The following is a 17,190-nucleotide window of genomic DNA, read 5'->3' on the forward strand; positions in this document are numbered from 1 at the left end:
GGTTATCTCCCGACCGTCGATTCTTTGAAAACCGGCAACGAGTGCTGGGTCGACGTGTCGCCGGTGGTGTATTGCGGGGTGGTTTTTTCGATGTGCTGGATGACGGTTTCTTCGCGTTTGAGATCGATCGAACGGCTGAACCAGTAGTACACCAGCCCCGACACGATCAGGCCGACCAGCCAGGCGATGTCGATGCTGCCCAGGGCCTTGGCCAGCGGGCCGACGTAGACTTCACGCTGCTCGACACCGTCGTAGATATAGAAGAACGGGATCATCGAAATGAAACCGATGGCATACGCCGCGATGCCGCGCAGGCCCCAGCTGCCGTATATGTTGCCGTGGGGCATGAAGAAGTGCGGGATGGCGTAGCGGCCCTTGCGGACGAAGAAGTAGTCGGTCAGGTTCACCGAAGTCCAGGGCACCAGGAAGTACAACATCACCACCAGGTAGATGCCGAGCACTGAAAGGCCTTTGCCGGAACTCTGGATACTCAGGGCCACGCCCAGTTGCAGCAGGATCACAAAACCAATCGCCAGGATCCGCGCCTTGCGGGTCGGTTCGATGTGTTTGATCGAGTCGACGCAGGTCAGCGTCGTCAGTTTCGCGCTGTAGATGTTCATCGCGATCACCGGCAGGAAGGCCAGAATCGTAATGACCACGACGGCGGTTCCCATCAGCGGCGACACGGTATTGCCGACTTGTCCAAGGGCAACCAGCACATCCGTGGAATGCAGGTGATCGGCCAGCCAGCCACCCACGGAAATCATCCACGCACCGGACAACGAGGCGCCCAGGAACACCACCGCAATCAGCTTGCCGCTGGAGGTGTTCTTCGGCAGGTAACGCGAATAATCGGACACATACGGCGCGTAGGCGATGTTGTAACTCGCCGCTGCGGCGAACTGGGCGATGAAACCGGTCCAGTTGAAGCCCAGAGGCGGCGGGGCCACTTCGCCGGCCGCGAGCACCGGCATCGCCGCATCGGGAACCCAGCCCATCAACACCGCCAGCGTCACCAGGCCGTACAGCGGCAGCGACAGGTACAAGGCCCATTTGAAACTGCGGTGCATCCAGTCATGGCCGAGGATCGCCAGGACTGCCGCCGGAATCGTCACCGCCACGGCGATTACGGCGGGGTTGAAGCCGAAGAGCGTGTGCAAGCCCTGCATCATCAACACCAGATTGACGATGTTGAAACCGGCGAACACGAACAGCGTCGCCAGCAGCACCAGAATCACCCCGCGATAGCCGAACTGAGCACGCGACTGGATCATTTGCGGCAGGCCGAGGTGTGGACCTTGCGAGCCATGAAAGGCCATGAACAGCGTGCCGAACATGATGCCCAGCGTGCCGGCGAGTGTGGTCCAGAGTGCGGTCAGGCCGACACTGGGGCCGACGAAACCGATGGTCATGGTGAAGAAGGTGAAATTGCCGAGAAACCAGAAAGGACCCTGGCTCGACAGCTTGTCGGTGCGTTCGCTCTCCGGGATGAAATCAATCGAATGGCTCTCGACGACGGGCTTGTCATCGAGGACCGACACGCTCGGGGCTGACTTGGCGTTAGTGTTCATGATGGTCTCTTATTGTTGGAAGATCATGACTGAGTAACTGCATTGCTTTGGGTGAACGACGCCCGAATGCCTCCTTGCTGTTCCCAATCTCTGAAAGCACATTTTTGTAGCAGCTGGCGAAGCCTGCGTTCGGCTGCGCAGCAGTCGTACACCCGGTCTGCATGGTTTACCTGACATTGCGCGAGCTCTGTTTTAACGACTGCTTCGCAGCCGAACGCAGCCTTCGGCAGCTGCTACAAATTGTGTTGCGCAATCACTGACTCAGGGCAGTGTGATCCAGACCGCTTTGGTTTCGAGCAGGTATTCGAGTTGCTCGGCGCCCAGGTCCTTGCCGAATCCGGACTGCTTGTAGCCACCGAACGGCATCGACGGGTCGAGGGTGCCGTGGGCGTTGACGTAGACCGAGCCGGCTCGCAACCGTGGAATCAGGCTGTGCACCTTTCCAAGGTCATTGGAATAGAGTGCGGCAGCCAGGCCGTACGGCGAGTCATTGGCCAACGCCAGCGCCTCTTCTTCATCATCGAACGGTGCGGTCACCAGCACCGGACCGAAGATCTCTTCCTGGACAATGCGCATGTCATTGCGGCAATGGGCGAAGATCGTCGGTTCAACGAAGAACCCGGGCCCATCGACGGGCTGGCCGCCATAGACCAGCTCGGCGCCTTCACGCTTGCCGGTCTCGATGTAGTCGGTCACGCGCTCCTTTTGCAACGCCGAGACCAGCGGGCTGATGAAGCAGTCCGGGTCCAGCCCCGGCGCCATTTTCAAGGTCCGGGTGTAGGCGATCAGTTCACGCAGGAATTCGTCGTAGATGCTGCGATGAACATAAGCGCGAGTACCGGCATCGCATACCTGACCAGAGTTGAAGAAAACTCCGTTGGCGACAGCTTGCGCAGCGGCCGGAACGTCCGCATCGGCCAGCACGATTACCGGTGATTTTCCTCCGAGTTCGAGGGTTAGTCGCTTCATTTCGTCCAGCGCGGCCCGCCCGACGGTGCGGCCTACCGGGGTTGAACCGGTAAAGGTCAACTTGTCGATGCCAGGGTGCGTGGCCATGGCTGCACCGACCACGCTGCCGCGTCCGGTGACGATGTTGATCACCCCGTCCGGAATGCCCGCTTCCTGCACCAGTTCGGCAAAACGCAAGGCCGACAGCGAGGTCAGTTCCGCCGGTTTGACCACCACGGTGCAACCGGTCGCCAGCGCGGCGCCGAGCTTCCAGGCCATGGTTTGCAGCGGAAAGTTCCAAGGCACGATGGCGCCGACCACGCCCACCGCTTCCTTGCGCGTATAGGCCAGGTAATTGCCCGGCAACGAGGGCTCGACCGTGCGCCCATGAAGCTTGGTCGCCCAGCCAGCGAAATAGCGCAGGGTATCGACGGTGCCCTGGATATCGACATCCTTGGCAAACGCCACCGACTTGCCCATGTCGATCGATTCGATTTCCGCCAGCTCGAAGGCGTTGCTTTCAATCAAGTCGGCCAGGCGCTGCATCATCCGCTCGCGTTCCGCCGGCTTGGCCTGACGCCAGGTGCCACCGTCGAACTGCGCTCGGGCGGCTTGCACAGCGCGGTCAAGATCCTCGGTCGTGCCCATGGGAATACGTGTGATCAGGCCCTCGGTCGATGGCTCGATGACCTCGGAAGTCTGGCCATCGCTGGCCTCGACCCAGGCGCCACCGATGAACATCTTCTGCACTTTGCTGAGGAAGGTCTGGGTGGCTTCGGATACACCGAATTTCTGCAAGTACTGCTTAACGATCGTGTCCATTTCTATGCTCTCTTTGAGGCGGTCAGGTCACGCCGAGGCCGTGGTGGTTTCGCTCTTCACCGAACGCACCTTGGCCCGCTCGTGGAAGATGAAACCGATGCTGTTGAGCAGCAGTTGCGCCGCCAGGATCGAAGTCATGCCCGTCGGGTCATACACCGGTGCAACCTCAACCAGGTCCATGCCGACGATGTTGCCCTGGCTGCGCTTGGCCAGGGCCTGGATGATTTCCAGCACTTCGTAGTAGAGGAAACCGCCATGGCTCGGCGTACCCGTGCCGGGCGCGATGGACGGGTCGAAACCGTCGATGTCGATGGTGATGTAGTAATTGATGTTTTGCGGAATCAACGCCAGCACGCCCTCGACGCCGAGTCTGCGCACATCGCGCACCGAGAGAATCTTCGAACCCGCCGCATGGGCCGCTTCGTAGTCATCGCGATTGGAGGACGACACGTTGCGGATGCCCATCTGGGTCATGCCGACGATGTGGTTCATTTCCGAGGCACGGCGCAGCGGGTTGCCATGGCCATAGCGAACGCCATTACGTTCGTCGACGAAGTCCAGGTGGGCATCGAAGTGAATGATGTGGATCGGCCCGCGTCCCTCGAAGGCCTTGATCACCGGTGCGTGAACCGAGTGGTCGCCGCCGAGCACGACGGGCATGACCCCGGCATCGAGAATCTTGCGCACCGCGTATTCGGTGTTCTGGTTACTGGTGACCATGTCGGTGTGCACGATGTCGGCATCACCGACGTCGACCATCCGCACGTCAGCCGCGGTCAGGTACATGACGTCGTCTTCGTGGTCATAGGCGCCGGCATGGCCGAAGGAAAACAAGGTCGATGCCTCGCGAATGCCGCGGGGTCCGAAGCGTGCGCCGGAGCGCCATTGGGTGCCCATGTCGTTGGGCACGCCGAGCACCGCCACGTCTGCGTCCAGTGCATCCCAGTCGGTGCACACCGGGGATTTGCCAAAGGTGCAGTGCCCTACGAAGGGCAGGTTCAGGCGACCGGATTCATAACCGTTGTTCGACATTTCAGGCCTCTCCAATGCTTGTTTTCGGCTCGGCGGACGTGGAAGGTGTTCGCCGTTGGAATGACTATGGGCGCAGGTTTTCGTGGAAAAAATGCCAAACATCAGATACTCATATCGGCATTGCCGATGCATCCACACGCGGGAGGTCCAAGGTGATCCAGCTGCACGATGTCGATCTGAAACTGCTCAGGGTGTTTGCCACGATTGTCAGGTGCGGCGGCTTTTCCGCGGCGCAGGCCGCGCTGAATGCCGGCCAGTCGACCATCAGCGAACAAATGACTCATCTGGAGACCCGGCTCGGGGTCAAGCTCTGCCAGCGAGGGCGCAGCGGCTTTCGCCTGACTGAACAAGGCGTGGCGATCCATGAAGCAACCCAGCGCCTGCTGTCGGCGGTGGAAAATTTCTGCATGGACGCCGACGTGCTCAAGCAGCACATCAGCGGCAAGCTCAACCTGGGGATCATCGACACCACCATTACCGACCCGGACTCGCCGATCCCGCGCACCACCCAGCGCTTCGTATCCAGGGGGCATGACGTGCACCTGAACGTGTACGTCGGTACCCCCGCCGAACTCGAAGAACGCGTGCTCGACGGCCGCTTGCACCTGGCCATCGGGCACTTTCCGATCTATGTGCCGGGCTTGCTGCACTCACCGCTGTATCAGGAAGCCTTGGGCCTGTATTGCGGGCGGCGACACCCGCTGCATGGCAGCACGGCCGAGGGCGGGGAATTGCTCGAAGAGATTTCCGCAAGCCGGATTGTCGTCAGGGGCTACATGCAGCAGTACGACCTGGAACACCTGGGGGTCAGCAAGGCGGCAGCCACCGTCGACAACATCGAAGCGCTGGCGATCCTGATCATCTCCGGTGCCTATCTGGGCTTTCTGCCCGCGCACTTCGCCGCGCAGTGGATCAAGACCGGCGAGATGCACCAACTGGCACCGGCCAGCTTGCAATTGATGTCGCCGTTCGACGTGATCACCCGGCGCGGCATTGCCCCGCCGCCGATCCTCGAGGCGTTTCTCGAAGACCTGGCCGCGTGTTCGCGCAACAGCGGCAGCACCTGACAGACACGACGCTTGCCGGTCATACTCATTTCGTTCGCCAACCTTGCAGGCCCACCATGCGTATCCACGTCACCTTCATCGACCGCGTCGGCATCACCCAGGAAGTGCTGGCCCTGCTCGGTGGGCGCAGTTTCAACCTGGATGCTGTGGAAATGGTCCCGCCGAATGTGTACATCGATGCGCCGACCCTCGGCGCCGACGTGCTGGAAGAACTGCGCGATGCCTTGCTCGATGTGCGCGGTGTGCAAGCGGTAACGATGGTCGACATCCTGCCGGGGCAACGCCGGCGCCTGCAACTGGATGCGTTGCTGGCGGCCAGCTCAGATCCGGTGCTGGCGGTGGATGGTCTGGGCCAGGTGCTGCTGGCCAATCCGGCGCTGATCGCGCTGTGTGGACGTGAACCGGCGGGTGAGCCGCTGACGGCGCTGTTCGATGACCCTTCGTTGTACCGCACATTGATCGGACACCATTTTCGCTTGCCGATGCATGAGGTCAGCCTGGCAGGCCAGACCTTGCTGCTCGACGCGATGCCGATCACCGACGCCGGCGCTCTGCTGACGCTGTATCAACCGAGCCGCATTGGTGAACGCCTGTCGGCGCTGCACCACGACCACGCTGAAGGCTTCGATACGTTGCTCGGCGAGTCCCCGGTGATTCGTGCGCTCAAGGCCCGCGCACAACGTGTTGCAACGCTCGATGCGCCGCTGTTGATCCAGGGTGAAACCGGCACCGGCAAAGAGCTGGTGGCCCGCGCCTGCCATGCCCTCAGCACCCGACGGGACGCGCCATTCCTGGCCCTGAACTGCGCGGCGCTGCCGGAGAGCCTCGCCGAAAGCGAGCTGTTCGGCTATGCCTCCGGCGCCTTCACTGGCGCCCAACGAGGCGGCAAACTCGGCCTGCTTGAATTGGCCGATCAGGGTTCGGTGTTCCTGGATGAAATCGGTGAAATGTCGCCGTATCTGCAAGCCAAGTTGCTGCGTTTTTTGAGCGATGGCTGCTTCCGTCGAGTCGGCGGCGATCGTGAGGTCAAGGTCAATGTGCGGGTCCTCAGCGCGACCCATCGCGACCTGGAAAAAATGGTCGCCGAGGGCCGCTTTCGCGAAGACCTGTTCTACCGTTTGAACGTGCTCAATCTGCAAGTGCCGCCATTGCGTGAACGCGGGCATGACATCCTGCTGATGGCTAATCACTTCATGCAACAGGCGTGCGCGCAGATTCAGCGTCCGCTCTGTCGACTGGCGCCCGGTACCTACCCTGCCCTGCTTGGCAATCGCTGGCCAGGCAACGTACGGCAACTGCAAAACGTGATCTTTCGCGCCGCCGCCATTTGCGAAAATCCGCTGGTGGGCATTGACGACCTGGACATCGCCCGGACGGCCATGGAGCGCCAGAACGACGGTGAAGTGGGCAGCCTGGAAGAAGCCGTCGAAGGGTTTGAAAAGCACCTGCTGGAACAGCTCTACCGCAGCTACCCCTCCAGCCGCTTGCTCGCGGCCCGCCTGCAAACCTCGCACAGCGCGATTGCCATCCGCTTGCGCAAGTACGGCATTCCCAACAAACCGTAACCCTAGCCCCTGTAGGAGCTGCCGCAGGCTGCGATCTTTTGATCTTGATCTTCGGCGGCTTGATCATGAAAAGATCAAGATCAAAAGATCGCAGCCTTCGGCAGCTCCTACAGGGCGCCATGTCTTTGAATCGATACAGCGTATTGAATTCAAGACAAAGCCTGTGACCCGTCCGACCTGATTTATCTTCTCTCACCTCTGTCACCTGTATTGATTTCAATACACACGCGCTTCATACATTCCGATTAGATCAACTCAACCCATTGATTAAAAACAACTAAATACACTTGGCATCGCCTTTGCTATCTCTCCCCTAGTCACAAAAATAATAAGGGAGTCGATATGAGCGAACTGCGTTTTACCGCCGACCACGAATGGCTGCGTCTTGAGAGCGATGGCCTGATTACCGTCGGCATCACCCCTTTCGCCCAGCAAGCGCTGGGCGATGTGGTCTTTGTGCAAGTGCCGGAATTGCGCGCATTCGCTGCCGGCGATGAGGTGGCGGTGCTGGAATCGGTGAAAGCCGCCAGCGGTGTGTACATGCCCCTGGACGGCGAAGTGGTCGAGGTGAACTCGACGCTGGAAAACTCCCCCGAATTGATCAACGAAGACGCGCTGGGTGCGGGCTGGTTCTTCCGGATGCGCCCAAGCGACGCCAGCGCCATGGACACCTTGCTCGACCAGGCTGCTTATGAGCAACTGACCAACACCGACGCCTGACAACCTGCTAATCACACAATCCCTGTAGGAGCTGTCGAGTGAAACGAGGCTGCGATCTTTTGATCTTGGCGTTTAAAAAATCAAAAGATCGCAGCCTCGTTTCACTCGGCAGCTCCTACAAGGGATGACATGAACTAACAGAGGACTTCACCATGTTCAGCAAGCATGACCAGATCAAAGGCTACGACGACGAACTGTTGGCGGCGATCCACGCCGAAGACGCGCGGCAGGAGCATCACATCGAATTGATCGCCTCGGAAAACTACACCAGCCAACGGGTGATGGAAGCGCAAGGCAGCGGCCTGACCAACAAATACGCCGAAGGGTATCCGGGCAAGCGCTATTACGGCGGCTGTGAACACGTGGACGTGGTCGAGCAGTTGGCGATTGATCGGGCGAAACAGCTGTTCGGCGCCGATTACGCCAACGTGCAGCCCCACTCCGGCAGCCAGGCCAACGCCGCGGTCTATCTGGCGTTGCTGAATGCGGGCGACACCGTGCTGGGCATGAGCCTGGCGCACGGCGGTCACTTGACCCACGGTGCCAAAGTCAGCTTTTCCGGCAAGTTGTACAACGCCGTGCAGTACGGCATCGACACCGCGACCGGCCTGATCGATTACGACGAAGTCGAACGCCTGGCGATCGAGCACCAACCGAAAATGATCATCGCCGGGTTCTCCGCTTATTCGAAGACCCTGGATTTCCCACGCTTTCGCCAGATCGCTGACAAAGTGGGCGCCTACTTGTTCGTCGACATGGCGCACGTTGCGGGGCTGGTGGCGACGGGTCTGTACCCGAATCCGATTCCTTTTGCCGATGTCGTCACCACCACGACCCACAAGACCCTGCGCGGCCCGCGGGGTGGGCTGATCCTCGCCAGGGCCAATCCGGAGCTGGAGAAAAAACTCAACGCCGCGGTGTTCCCCGGTGGCCAGGGTGGCCCGTTGATGCACGTGATCGCGGCCAAAGCCGTGTGCTTCAAAGAAGCGCTAGAGCCAGCGTTCAGGACCTATCAGGCGCAAGTGATCCGCAACGCCCAGGCGATGGCCAAGGTTTTTATCGACCGTGGCTACGACGTTGTGTCCGGCGGCACTGACAACCACCTGTTCCTGGTCAGCCTGATCCGTCAGGGCCTGACCGGCAAAGACGCCGACGCCGCCCTCGGCCGTGCCGGAATCACAGTGAACAAGAACGCGGTACCGAACGATCCACAATCGCCCTTCGTCACCTCGGGCTTGCGCATCGGCACGCCAGCGATCACCAGCCGTGGTTTCAAGGAAGCCCAGAGCATCGAACTGGCCGGCTGGATCTGCGACCTCCTCGATCATCTCGGCGACGCCGATGTCGAGGCACACGTCGCCCGCCAGGCCGCTGCGATGTGCAGTGATTTCCCGGTTTACCGCGACTGATCCCTACCTCGGTCCGGCGCAACCCGCGTTCCGCCGGTTGCGTTCGGCATCCAATATTTCACGGCCGCTGCGCGCCCGAACGCAGCCTACGCCAGCTGCTACAAATGCGCGGCGTACGCAATCCCGGTAGCAGCTGTTCGGCCCTGTAGCAGCTGTCGAGCTTGCGAGGCTGCGCAGCAGTCGTAAACCTGAGTGCGAGGTTTTTCTGAAACACCGCATAGCCTGATTTCACGACTGCTGCGCAGCCGAACGCAGGCTACGCCAGCTGCTACAAATGCGCGGCGTACGCAATCCCGGTAGCAGCTGTTCGGCCCTGTAGCAGCTGTCGAGCTTGCGAGGCTGCGTTCGGCTGCGCAGCAGTCGTAAACCTGAGTGCGAAGTTTTTCTGAAACACCGCATAGCCTGATTTCACGACAGCTGCGCAGCCGAACGCAGCCTCGCAGGCTCGACAGCTGCTACAGGCGACCAGGGTCGGCCCGGCCGTCCCGCACGTGTCGAACAACAACCGCATGGAAGCGCAGCGGCTTTGAAGCCATGATGAGGCATCCATTCTTTCTGGAAGCCTCGCATGCGCCGCGTTCTGTGCAAAATCCTCTTCCTGGGCCTCGTCGTGCCGTGCCTCGCCAGCGCCGAGCCACGGCCCGAACACATGGTGTATTTGCGTACGGTTGAGCCGGGCATCGAGCAGGACATCCGATACGCCGGCGCTCACAACTTCACCGGCCACCCGCTCGCCGGTTACGCGGCGCCAGAGTGCTTGTTGTCGCTGGAGGCCGCCAAAGCACTGGCTCGGGTGCAAACGGCGCTTCGCACGCAAGGCTACGGCTTGAAGGTATTCGACTGCTATCGACCGAGTCGCGCCGTGGCTGACATGGGGCGTTTCGCGACAGAGCCGGGTGACCCGCTCAAGGCCGAGTTCTATCCGCGCCTGGACAAGCATGACTTCTGGCGCCTGGGGTATGTGGCTCGGGTTTCAAACCATTCCAAAGGCAGCACCGTGGACCTGACACTGACCGGTCCGGGCGCCCTGCCCGCCGAGACCTGGACACCTTCAGCCACCCCCGTCGATTGCACCGCACCGTATGGCCAGCGGTGGCACGACGGCGCGCTGGACATGGGCACGGGCTTCGATTGTTTCGATGAGCCAGCCCACACCGACAACCCGACGATCAACGCAATCGCCCGAAAAAATCGGCAGATACTCAGCAGCACCATGGAAAAAGAAGGGTTTGCCGGCTACTCCAAAGAGTGGTGGCATTTCACGTATTCGCGGGATGAAAGGTTGAACAACGTCATGGACTTCCCGATCACTGCGCTCCCTTCCGGCGCTGTTCTCGACACCAGCAATCAGCTGATTGTGGTCACGAGTAAAAACTGGACGGACACTCAGGGAACCGCCCAGCGTTATGAACGCCAGGGCAACACGTTTCGAAAATACCAAGCCGCATTTCCGGTGGTGTTAGGCAAGAACGGGCTGGCCTGGGGCAAGGGTCTGACCCGGATCGACCCGGGCGAAGAGCCAATCAAACATGAAGGCGACGGAAAGGCCCCCGCCGGGATTTTCAAGCTGGGAACGGCGTTTGGCTACGACACGTCGGCCGACACCCGACTGCCGTACCTGGCGCTGACACCCACTATCGAATGCGTGGATGACAGCCAGTCCAGACGCTACAACGAACTGGTCGACGGCGCGACCGTGGCGAAAGACTGGAGCAGTTCCGAACACATGCGCAGCATGGATGAGCTGTATCGAAAAGGCATCGTCGTCGAACACAACACGCCGCCGTCCCGCGCCTCAGGCTCGTGTATTTTCCTGCATATCTGGCGTGACCCGAACGCCCCGACACTGGGCTGCACCGCCATGGACCCGGCGGATATTGACCGTTTGTTCAGTTGGCTCGACCCTCGCCAGGCCCCGCTGCTGATTCAGATGCCCGAGGAGCAATACGAACGTTTTCGCGAACGCTGGAACCTCCCCGGACGTTGATGCCTTTTAGCTCCGCTCGACCGACACTGCCAGTGCCGAGGATCTGGCCAGCAGGTAATAGAGAATGCCCGGCACTACCAGCCCGACGATCCAGGAAATATCGACACCGCCCAGCTGCGCGACCATCGGCCCGGAGTAGAAGTGGGTATCGACGAAAGGCAGCTGGATCAACACGCCGATGACATACACGCTGATCCCCAGCACGTTCCACCGACCGTAGCGCCCCGCCGGGTCGGACAACGCTGGAATGTCATAGCGCTCCTTGTTGATGAAGTAGTAATCCACCAGGTTAATGGCGCTCCACGGCGTGAAGAACGTCAGCAAGAACAGGATGAAGTACTTGAAGCTGTTCAGGAACGAGTACTGCCCCAGCAGCGCCAGCGTGGTCGACGCCACGACGATCAACAGCACAAATACCATGCGCTGGCGGGTGGTGATTTCGAGACGTCCGCGAAAGCCGCTGATGATCGTGGCCACGCACATGAAGCTGCCATACGCGTTGAGCGTCGACACCGTGACCTTGCCGAACACCACGCTCAAGTACAGCAACGATGCCATCAGCCCGGTACTGCCCAGCCCGACGATGGTTGCCACCTCATGCCCGCGAAAATTGGCACCGGCCAACGCCGCCGCAAACACACCCAGCACCATGGACGCCTGGGCGCCGAGCACCGTGCCCAGACCGACAGCGGTGAAGGTTTTCCAGGATGAGGTCTTGCTCGGCAGGTAGCGTGAGTAGTCAGCCACGTACGGACCAAACGCGATCTGCCAGGACGCAGACAGCGACACGGCCAGCAGGAAAGTACTCCAGCCAAAATGACGGTTTTCCAGCAGCAGGCCAATATCGTTGAGGGTCATCAATCGGGTAAACAGGTACGCAAAGGCAATGATCCCCAGCACGCTGGCCACCCTGCCCACCAGGTGAATGACGCGATAACCGAAGATCGTCAGAAATGCGATGCAGGCGGCGAAAATCAGGATCCCGGCGCTGTCGCTGACATGGATCAACTGGGCAATCGCCTGCCCCGACAGCACTGCGCCCGTGGCGCTGAAACCGAGGTACATCAGGCACACCAGCACAATCGGTATGGCCGCCCCGTAGACGCCAAACTGCACACGACTGGAGATCATCTGCGGCAAGCCCAGCTTCGGCCCTTGCGCCGCATGCAGGGCCACCACCGCGCCACCGAGCAACTGGCCGATCAGCAAGCCAATGAGTGACCAGAACACATCGCCGCCCAGTACCACCGCCAGCGCACCGGTGACAATCGCGGTGATCTGCAGGTTGGCGCCGAGCCACAGGGTGAACTGGCTGTAGAGGCTGCCATGCCGCTCGGCCTCGGGAATGTAATCGATCGAGCGTGTCTCGATCAGGGGACTTCGTTGCTGACTATCGCTGTCTTTGGTCATTAAGGTGTTTCCTTCGAGGAACTTGTTTTTATGGTGTGGGCTTTTAACACTTAGAAGGTTTTGCTGGCACTGGCGACCACCGTGGCCGTGCACAGATCACCATAGCCGTACCAGCCCGCACATTCGCTTTTCGACAGGTTGGTGTCGATATAGCTGAGGCCCCAGGTCACACCCACGAAATCCCGGGTCAGCTTGGCTTCCCACTCATAGTAGGACTCACGGTTGTCGCCGCTGGTGGACCAGAACGCCGGGTCTTTCACATCGTTGCGCCCCACGCGCAGGTCCAGGCCAAGTTCGGCCGGTAAGGCGACCTTGTAGCTGAGGTAGGAGTAAAGGGTGTCCTGGTCTTCGCCAAAGACGTTTGGTGTGTCTTTTGAGTAATAGGTGCCGAGTTTGACGCCGTAGACATCGAGGATGGCGTAGACCTCGCTCAGGTTGAATTGAGCTTCCTTGGGATAGTCGTACTTGATGTAGCCCAGATCGAGGCTGATGGCCTCCGTCGCCTGCCAGAAATAGCCAGCGTAGTATTCCAGTTCCTGGCGAGTCTTGAATTCGCCGCCGAAATCGACGTTCGAGGTCCAGGCGCCGATGTAGAGGCCGCTGCTGTGCATCAACGTGGCACCGGCCTGGACCGCCGGGTCACCCAGGGTTTGCGATATGCCTCGGGTTCGATAATCGCTGACGGCAGTCAGGCTCATGTCCAGGCTGAAGTCGTCGTTCAGTGGCAGTGCTTGCGTGGTCAGGGGCGCCAATACAAGACTGGCCAGGGTGAAGATCGAGCGTGCGTTCATACAAGTCTCTTATTTTTATGGAGGTGCGCAGATGGCGGGCATAGCGATGCCGAGCCCCTCGCGGAACGAGGAGCCGGGCATTGTTTTTGGGTACTGCGGTCGGGCTGGACGTCAGGACGCGGGCGCGTAGACCTCTTTGCCGGCGAAGTAGGTTTTCAGGACTTTGGTCTCGAACAGCTCATCGTCGCTGACCTTGAACACGTCGCGGTCGAGGATGATCAGGTCGGCTTGCTTGCCGGGGGCCAGCGAGCCAATTTGCTGCTCCAGTCGCAGGGCTTTGGCGGCATTGAGGGTGTAGGCATAGAACATGGTTTGGCGATCAATGCTTTCCTTGGCATTCAGCACGCCCAGCGGCCCTTTGCGCGTGCTGGCCTGCGCAATGGCGTTCCATGGATTGGGGCTGGACACCGGCCAGTCGCTGCCACCAGCGATGACCGCGCCGGCGTTATGCAGGGACTTGGCGGGGTATTGATAGCCATAGGCAAACGCGCTGATGTACGGCTTGACCAATTCCACGGTGTACGTCTCACCGGTAGCCCACAGCAGCTGCATGGAGGCAATCACACCCAGCTGTTTGAAGCGTGGAAATTCCTTTGGATTGACCAATTGCAAGTGGGCGATGCTGTGCGCCACGGGGGTCGGATTGAGCTTGCGCGCATAGGCAACACCATTGAGCGATTCACGCACGGCTCGGTCGCCGACGGCGTGCATGTGCACGATCCAGCCGCGCTTTTCCGCCGCCACCACCAGCTCGCCAAAATGCGCCGGGTCGATCAGCAACTGACCGTTTTTATGGCTGTTCTTGAACGGCACAATCACCGCAGCGGTCTGCCCTGGAAACTCCAGAATACCGTCGGCAAATACCTTGATGCCGGGGAACGTGAGGTTGGGCACGCCGGCGAATTTTTTCATCACCGTGGCCAGTACTTCGAGGTCGGCCGGTTTACTTTTCGGGTTGGTGACCAGTAGCGCCGCGACGTGGGCACTGAGCTCGCCCTTCTCGGCCAGTTCACGGTACAGCGGCAGGACGCCGACACTCTGTTCGGTGGCGGTGAAATCGAACAGTGAATCTTCATTACCGGCATTCGCCGCGGCGTCCATCCAGGCAGTGACGCCATACTGGTTGTTGACCTTCACCGCCTCGCGCGCCGCCTTGAGCATGGTCTCGTCACTGGGCGCCGGAATCTGGCTACGAACCTGATCCCAGCGTGATTCGGCGAAATAGCCATTGGGCGTGAAATCCGCCTCGTGGCCGACATAGCTTTGCTCATTTTCCGGCAGGCCCTTGACCAGCGCGGCGTCGATCTTCAGGCGCTTGAGCATGGCGTTGTTGGCCCAGCCGGTGTGACCGTCAATCCCGCTCAGCACCAGCGGTTGGTCGGCCCAACGTCCTTGATTGAAACGCTGGCCCAGTTCGCGGCTTTTGTCCCAATAAGCCGAGCTCACCCCGGCGATGCTGATCACATCACCGGCCCGCGCACGGCCCGCCTGATCCTGCTCGATGATCCATTGCTCAAGTTCCGGCAAGGGTTTTTCTTCGTCCAGAAGATTGGCCCCCATGCTGTCGAAAGCCGCCACCACCGGGTGGCTATGGGTATCAATCATCCCCGGCATCAACACCTTGCCGGCCAGGTCGATACGCTGGGTCCGGGCGTCGGCCAGGGCATTGATTTCGGCATTGCTGCCCACTTTGAGAATCTTGCCGTCTTGCACCGCCACCGCTTGCACCAGGCCTTGACCGGGCTCGGCGGTGAACACCTTGCCGTTGAGCAATACCAGATCGGCGGCGGCCATGGCTTGCATCGAAGCAAACGCCAGCGCGGCGGCCAACAGGTTTGGAATAAATCGCTGCATCGGAACGCTCTCTTGTTTTTTATTGAGCTGTTTGGGAGAGGGATGCCTGAGTCGTTTGCAGGCCAACGAACGGGGCCTTGGCCCAGACGACCTTGCCGCCCACCACGGTCAGCAGCACATTATTTCGGCCCAACTCGTCCTCAGGCACCTGCATGAAGTTTTTGTCGAGGACGATCAAGTCGGCAAACTTGCCCACTTCGACCGAACCGAGCACCTTCTCCAACTTCAGCTGTTCGGCGGCGTTCAGGGTGATGGTGCGCAACACTTCACTGCGCGACAGCGCTGGGTCATTGTTCAGACGTCCGGCGTACTTGGGGCCATAGCTGTGCGGGTTCAGCGGATCGCCCGAACGGGTCACACCGATTTTCAGCGCCAGGAATTCATCCAGCGGATCGACCGGCCAGTCACTGCCATAGGCCACACGGCCGCCGGCATCCGCGATGCTGCCCGAGGGTTCCATGCGGGAAAAACGATCGGCACCCAGATGATCGCTGGTGCCATCGACCGTGGACGGCGCCTGCTGAGCCCACTGGAAGGACATGGTGGCGGTCACATCAAGCGCCTTGAAGCGCGCATAGTCAGCCGGGGCCACCGACTCGGCGTGAGCGATGGCGGGACGGAACCCATTGCCGGGCAGTTGCCGGCGCACGTATTCAATGCTGTCCAGTGAATCACGCACCGCCCGCTCACCGGTGGCGTGCAGGTGCGGATCGAGGCCAGCCTGGACAGCTTGCATCAGCAAAGGATTGAGGACTTGCGACGGGAAATACAGCTCACCGAGGTTTTTGCCTGGCGTCCACTTCGGCGCCTTATCGGTGCCGGAATTGTGCAGGTACGGCGTCAACATGGCCCCCGTATCGGCCGGCGCATTGATGATGCCGTCCATGAACAATTTAACGTGGCGCATGCTCACACCCGGCGCGGGTTTGGCTTCGCCCTGGTCATAGGTGTCGGCCAATGCCTTGGCCTCGGCGATGGTTTTCACCGGGTCCGCCGCGGCGGCGGCCGGGTCCAGTTTGATCGCCAGCAACGCCCGGGCGGTCAGCTCGCCCGATTGCTGCAGGGTGGTGAAGGCTTTACCGTTTTCAGGTCCCGACAAGGCATCGAAGAAACTGGTGATACCCTGCTGGCGCATCGCGTCGAGCGCCGCGCGGGTCTGGTTCAGCTTCTCGGCATCGGTGGCGGGCGGCACCACGGCGGCCATGGACTCCGCCGCACCGTCTTCGCAAATACCGGTCGGGTTGCCGGCGCTGTCACGGGCGTACTTGCCATCACCGGGGTTGGGCGTGTGCTTGTTGATGCCCGCGACAGCCAGGCCGCGAGAGTTGGTCAACACGGTATGGAAGTCGGTGGAACGGACCTGGATCGGACGCTGGGTCTTGAGTGCATCGAGGGTCGATTTGTCCGGGTCGCCATCGAGTCCGTCCATGCCCATGCGATCCCAGCTGCCCACTTCCAGCCACACATCGGGGCCCTTGTCCTTGTCGGCATCCAGGCAGGCCTGGATGGTTTGCTGGAACACCTTGCGCGTCATCGTCTGGTATTTCAGGTCGCACAGGGTCATGGCGCGACCGCCGTCCCCCGGGTGCATGTGCGCGTCGATGAAGCCCGGCATCAGCATGCGCCCGGCCAGATCGATCTGTTGAGTCTGCGTACCGATGTAGGCGGCAACGCCCTCATCGCTGCCGACGTAGACGATCTTGCCCGCGGTTACAGCAATCGCCTGCTGCACCGAATTCTGCCCGTCGACGGTGTAGACGTAGCCGTTGCGCATGACCATGTCAGCGCCCGTCGAACCCTGGGTCTGACACCCCACCAACGCCACGCCGGAAAATGCGGTTGTCGCTGCAACGGCAACAAATAGCCTGGACAATTTCAACTGCCTCACCCCTGTTTTTATAGTTTTGAAGTGGCCCGAACAGACTGCCGTGCAAGCCCTTGATATGCAGGGCACACGATATAGAGCGCAGCAGAAGTACGGACCTCCGCAAATGAGGAGGGGTAAGACAAATAC

General features: G+C 60.5%; 12 protein-coding genes. 5 read left to right on the plus strand and 7 right to left on the minus strand.

Translation table 11 applies throughout. The features are described 5' to 3' along the window. Nucleotides 1-2: 2 nt before the first annotated feature. From ACA052_RS18535 to speB, 3 genes are all read right to left on the minus strand, one after another. Entirely contained in the window at nucleotides 3-1,571 is a 1,569-nt protein-coding gene (locus tag ACA052_RS18535; protein WP_497646188.1) for a purine-cytosine permease family protein, read from the minus strand. A 261-nt stretch (nucleotides 1,572-1,832) separates the two neighbouring features. Beyond that, nucleotides 1,833-3,341 (minus strand): aldehyde dehydrogenase family protein, encoded by a 1,509-nt coding sequence (locus ACA052_RS18540; protein WP_497646189.1) that lies wholly within the window; start codon nucleotides 3,339-3,341, stop codon nucleotides 1,833-1,835. Between the two features lie 27 nt (nucleotides 3,342-3,368). Then, nucleotides 3,369-4,373, minus strand: coding sequence for an agmatinase (gene speB, locus ACA052_RS18545; protein ID WP_497646190.1), 1,005 nt, complete (start codon nucleotides 4,371-4,373; stop codon nucleotides 3,369-3,371). 152 nt (nucleotides 4,374-4,525) lie between these two features. Here speB and ACA052_RS18550 point away from each other — a divergent pair, with 152 nt between their 5' ends. The 5 genes from ACA052_RS18550 to ACA052_RS18570 all read left to right on the plus strand — a co-directional run bounded on the left by ACA052_RS18550 (nucleotide 4,526) and on the right by ACA052_RS18570 (nucleotide 11,121). Beyond that, the gene (locus ACA052_RS18550) at nucleotides 4,526-5,440 is read left to right on the plus strand and encodes a LysR family transcriptional regulator (protein WP_497646191.1); all 915 of its coding nucleotides are present in this window, start codon (nucleotides 4,526-4,528) and stop codon (nucleotides 5,438-5,440) included. Nucleotides 5,441-5,496: 56 nt separating this feature from the next. Further along, the gene (gcsR, locus tag ACA052_RS18555; RefSeq protein ID WP_497646192.1) at nucleotides 5,497-7,005 is read left to right on the plus strand and encodes a transcriptional regulator GcsR; all 1,509 of its coding nucleotides are present in this window, start codon (nucleotides 5,497-5,499) and stop codon (nucleotides 7,003-7,005) included. A gap of 342 nt (nucleotides 7,006-7,347) precedes the next feature. Then, a complete protein-coding gene (gene gcvH, locus ACA052_RS18560) occupies nucleotides 7,348-7,725 on the plus strand; it encodes a glycine cleavage system protein GcvH (RefSeq protein ID WP_497646193.1) in 378 nt (125 codons plus the stop codon). Nucleotides 7,726-7,877: 152 nt separating this feature from the next. Beyond that, nucleotides 7,878-9,134, plus strand: coding sequence for a serine hydroxymethyltransferase (glyA, locus tag ACA052_RS18565; protein ID WP_497646194.1), 1,257 nt, complete (start codon nucleotides 7,878-7,880; stop codon nucleotides 9,132-9,134). Nucleotides 9,135-9,702: 568 nt separating this feature from the next. After that, nucleotides 9,703-11,121, plus strand: a complete 1,419-nt coding sequence (locus tag ACA052_RS18570) for a M15 family metallopeptidase (RefSeq protein ID WP_497646195.1) — start codon at nucleotides 9,703-9,705, stop codon at nucleotides 11,119-11,121. Between the two features lie 6 nt (nucleotides 11,122-11,127). Here ACA052_RS18570 and ACA052_RS18575 read toward each other — a convergent pair whose 3' ends face one another. From ACA052_RS18575 to ACA052_RS18590, 4 genes are all read right to left on the minus strand, one after another. Beyond that, nucleotides 11,128-12,531 (minus strand): purine-cytosine permease family protein, encoded by a 1,404-nt coding sequence (locus ACA052_RS18575; RefSeq protein WP_497646196.1) that lies wholly within the window; start codon nucleotides 12,529-12,531, stop codon nucleotides 11,128-11,130. 50 nt (nucleotides 12,532-12,581) lie between these two features. Continuing rightward, a complete protein-coding gene (locus ACA052_RS18580; protein WP_497646197.1) occupies nucleotides 12,582-13,322 on the minus strand; it encodes a TorF family putative porin in 741 nt (246 codons plus the stop codon). Between the two features lie 111 nt (nucleotides 13,323-13,433). After that, complete coding sequence (locus ACA052_RS18585; RefSeq protein ID WP_497646198.1) at nucleotides 13,434-15,176, minus strand: amidohydrolase; 1,743 nt, start codon at nucleotides 15,174-15,176, stop codon at nucleotides 13,434-13,436. Nucleotides 15,177-15,195: 19 nt separating this feature from the next. After that, on the minus strand, nucleotides 15,196-17,055 hold the full coding sequence (locus tag ACA052_RS18590) for an amidohydrolase (protein ID WP_497646199.1): 1,860 nt from the start codon (nucleotides 17,053-17,055) through the stop codon (nucleotides 15,196-15,198). Nucleotides 17,056-17,190 lie beyond the last annotated feature (135 nt).

Source organism: Pseudomonas sp. LBUM1644 (genome assembly GCF_059716195.1).